A 3,872-nucleotide genomic window follows, 5' to 3' on the forward strand; every position below is an offset into this window, starting at 1 on the left:
CGGGGTCGGCGACGTCGGCCTTGTTGATGACGATGATCTCCTTGACGTCGCTCGCATCGACGTCGGCGAGCACCTCGCGCACCGCGGAGATCTGAGATTCGGGGTCGGGGTGCGAACCGTCGACGACGTGCAGGAGCAGGTCGGCGTCCGCGACCTCCTCGAGCGTCGAACGGAACGCCTCGACGAGCTGGTGCGGCAGGTCGCGCACGAACCCGACGGTGTCGGCGAGGGTGTAGGCGCGCCTGTCAGCCGTCTCGGCGCGACGCACCGTCGGATCGAGCGTCGCGAACAGCTGGTTCTGCACGAGCACGCCCGCGTTGGTGAGGCGGTTGAGGATCGAGCTCTTGCCGGCGTTCGTGTACCCCGCGATGGCGACGCTCGGCACGTTGTTGTGACGTCGGCCGCTGCGCTTGGTGTCGCGCGTCGTCTTCATCTCAGCGATCTCGCGGCGCAGCTTCGCCATGCGCGTGTTGATGCGACGACGGTCGAGTTCGATCTTCGTCTCACCCGGACCGCGCGAACCCATGCCCTGACCGCCCGCGGCCTGGCCGCCGGCCTGACGCGACATCGACTCACCCCAACCGCGAAGACGCGGCAGCAGGTACTGCATCTGGGCGAGCTCGACCTGGGCCTTGCCCTCCTTGCTCTTCGCGTGCTGGGCGAAGATGTCGAGGATGAGCGCGGTGCGGTCGATGACCTTGACCTTGACGACGTCCTCGAGCGCGCGTCGCTGGCTGGGCGCCAGCTCGCCGTCGGCGATGACGGTGTCGGCGCCCTCGGCGATGACGATCTCCTTGAGTTCCTCGGCCTTGCCCTTGCCGAGCCACGTGCCGGGGTCGGGTCGCAGCCGGCGCTGCACGACGCCGGCAAGCACCTCGGAACCGGCCGTCTCGGCGAGCGCGGCGAGCTCGCGCAGCGAGTTCTCCGCGTCCTCGGCGCTGCCATCGCTCCAGACGCCCGCGAGGACGACCTTCTCCAGGCGCAGCTGGCGATACTCGACCTCGGAGACGTCCTCGAGCTCGGTCGACAGACCGTGGACACGTCGCAGCGCCGCGCGTTCTTCGCGCTCGAACTGGTCGCCGTCATAGGCGTCGACGACGAAGCCGCGCTCGTCGTAGGTGGGGGTCGCGTCGTCACTGTCGGCGAGAGCCTGGGCTCGGCGGGACAGGAAGTCGGCGGGGTTGCGCTCGTTCAGGGCTGGATCCTCACGTCGAAGGTCGTCGTTCGTTGCGGTGCGGTTCATCGTCTCGCAAGCGAGAGCCGCACCAGCATCGTCGCAGGAGAGAACGTCCGAGGCCACCGATTTAGTCCCGTCGTGCATGGAGGCAGCGGCCGGTCGTCGGGGCTGATCGCCTCGGGTGGCTGCCTGGTTGCGGCTTCCGGATGCCCCACGGACACGCCGTAGGCTGGGCCCTGATGAACGACCACTACTTCAGCGCCGAGCCCGCCTCCGCCGACGAGCGTCGCACCCTCACGCTCCGCCTCGCCGACCGCGCGGTCTCGATGACGACAGCACCCGGCGTCTTCTGCCCCGATCGCCTCGACGCCGGTACCGCCGTCCTGCTCAACCACGCTCCGACGCCGCCGCCGAGCGGGACGTTCCTCGACGTCGGTTGCGGGTGGGGCCCGATCACGACGACGCTCGCGCTGCGCTCCCCGTCAGCGCAGGTCTGGGGCGTCGACGTCAACCGTCGTGCGCTCGACCTGTGTGCCGACAACGTTGCGGCGCAGGGGTGTTCGAACGTCGCCGTCGCGCAGCCGTCGCAGGTGCCGGACCACGTCCGGTTCGACCTCATCTGGTCGAACCCGCCGATCCGGGTCGGCAAGAAGGTGCTGCACGAGCTGTTGCTGACATGGCTGCCGCGCCTCGTCGTAGGCGGGCACGCCTATCTCGTCATGCAGCGCAACCTCGGCTCGGACTCGCTGCAGAAGTGGCTCGCCGAGCAGCTCGGCTCGTCGTATGCGATCGAGCGGCTGACGAGCGTCAAGGGATTCCGCATCCTCGCGATCGAACGCCTCGACGACGGCGGGCCGCTGCCGCTGCCGGCGTCCGACGACGTCAGCCGCAGCAGCGACGCCTGACGCGAGCGGTCACAGAGGCAGCCTCACAGCTGCGACAGGTCGATCTCGCCGTCGGCGACGAGCACGGCGGGGCCGGACAGCGCGACCTCGGTGCCCTTGATGTGCACGCCGAGCGTGCCCCCGAGCACGTCGACGCGCCAGTCGACCTGATCGGCCGGCTGGCCGCCCCACCACCACGTCGCGAGCGCCGCGGCAGCCGCGCCGGTGCCGCATGAGCGGGTCTCCCCCGAGCCGCGCTCGTGGACGCGCATGCCGATGTGCGCGTGCTCGATGGCGTGGACGAACTCGACGTTCGAGCCCTGCTCGGGGTGCGGGTCGATGTGCGGAGCGTCGCTCAGGTCCAGGGCCGACAGGTGCACCGACGGCGGCAGCGCAACGACGGTGTGCGGGTTGCCGAGGTCGAGGCTCAGGGCGGGCAGCGGGTCCGGTGACCCGTGAACCTGGACGACCGAGTCCATCCCCCGCCGCTCGGCCTCCTCTGCGCGGGCGAGGCGCCACTGGCCGAGGTCGACGGCCCAGCCGTGCGGCACGGCCACCATCTCCTTGAGCCCGGCACGCGTCGCGATCACGAACGGCGCCCCCTCGTCACCGCTCACGAGACCGCGGGAACGCAGGTACTCGGCGAAGACGCGCGTGCCGTTGCCGCACATCTCGGCCAGCGAGCCGTCAGCGTTGCGGTAGTCCATGAACCACGTCGCCTGCGGCGCGAGGTGGGCGACCTCGGGCACGTTCGCCGTGCGCACGACACGGATGACGCCGTCGGCGCCGATGCCGGCGTGGCGGTGGCACAGGTAGGCGACCTGCTCGGGCGTCAGGTCGAGCTCGCCGGATTCGTCGGGAACGAGGACGAAGTCGTTCTGCGTGCCGTGGCCCTTGGTGAAGTGGATGCGCGTCACGCGCTCATCGTGTCACACCGCGTCGGCGTCAGGTTTCGCCACCGCGCCGTGCCGCTCCGGCGCGTAGGCGACGATCTCCGCGAGCGCACGATCGAGCAGATCGGGAGCGTCGAACGGCAGCCACACCGGCCGCGGATCGGGCCGGAACCAGGCGCGCTGACGGCGCGCGAACTGGCGCGTCGCGATGGCCGTCTCGGCCTTCGCTGCGGCCTCGTCGAGGTCGCCGTCGAGCTGGCGCAGCGCCTGGCTGTAACCGATCGCGCGGCTCGCCGTGCGGCCCTGACGCAGGCCGCGGGCGTCGAGGGCGCGCACCTCGTCGAGCATTCCGGCGGCCCACATGAGGTCGACGCGGCGTTCGATGCGGGCAACGAGGACGTCTGGGTCGGCCTGCAGGCCGAGGACGATCGTCGGGCGCAGGAAGGTCTTGGTCGGCGCGCTCGCGCTGAACGGGCGCCCGGTGATCTCGATGACCTCGAGGGCCCGCACGACCCGCCGCACGTTGCTTGCGAGGATGTCGCGTGCTGCCTGCGGATCCTTCGCGGCCAGCTCGCGATGCAGGGCGCCGGAACCCTCGGCCACCGCGCGTTGTTCGAAGTGGGCGCGCACCAGCGGATCCGTCGGCGGGATGTCGAGGACGTCGAGCGCGGCGCGCACGTACAGGCCCGAACCGCCGACGACGATGGGGCGCCGGCCGCGCGCGAGGATGGCGGCGATGTCGGCGCGCGCCCCCTCCTGGAAGCGAGCGATCGTCGCCTCGTCGAGGATGTCGAGCGTGTCGATCTGGTGATGCGGGATGCCCCGACGCTCGTGCGGCGCGAGCTTGGCCGTCCCGACGTCCATGCCGCGGTAGAACTGGGAGGCGTCGGCGTTGACGATCTCGCCGCCGAGACGCTC

General features: G+C 70.9%; 4 protein-coding genes. 1 reads left to right on the plus strand and 3 read right to left on the minus strand.

The genetic code is table 11. The features are described 5' to 3' along the window. The coding region (hflX, locus tag B2284_RS03710) for a GTPase HflX (protein ID WP_286697201.1) at positions 1–1,243 on the minus strand (1,243 nt) is incomplete at its 3' end. 173 nt (positions 1,244–1,416) lie between these two features. On the opposite strand from hflX, the gene B2284_RS03715 reads away from it, so the two are divergent. Then, positions 1,417–2,082 (plus strand): class I SAM-dependent methyltransferase, encoded by a 666-nt coding sequence (locus B2284_RS03715; RefSeq protein WP_074046009.1) that lies wholly within the window; start codon positions 1,417–1,419, stop codon positions 2,080–2,082. 23 nt (positions 2,083–2,105) lie between these two features. Here the strand turns inward: B2284_RS03715 and dapF are convergent, their stop codons facing one another. Beyond that, on the minus strand, positions 2,106–2,978 hold the full coding sequence (dapF, locus tag B2284_RS03720) for a diaminopimelate epimerase (RefSeq protein WP_062258675.1): 873 nt from the start codon (positions 2,976–2,978) through the stop codon (positions 2,106–2,108). A 12-nt stretch (positions 2,979–2,990) separates the two neighbouring features. Continuing rightward, on the minus strand, positions 2,991–3,872 hold an 882-nt coding region (gene miaA, locus B2284_RS03725; protein WP_286697202.1), incomplete at its 5' end, for a tRNA (adenosine(37)-N6)-dimethylallyltransferase MiaA.

This window comes from Dermacoccus sp. UBA1591, assembly GCF_002322065.1.
GTDB classification, from domain to species: Bacteria; Actinomycetota; Actinomycetes; order Actinomycetales; family Dermatophilaceae; genus Dermacoccus; species Dermacoccus nishinomiyaensis.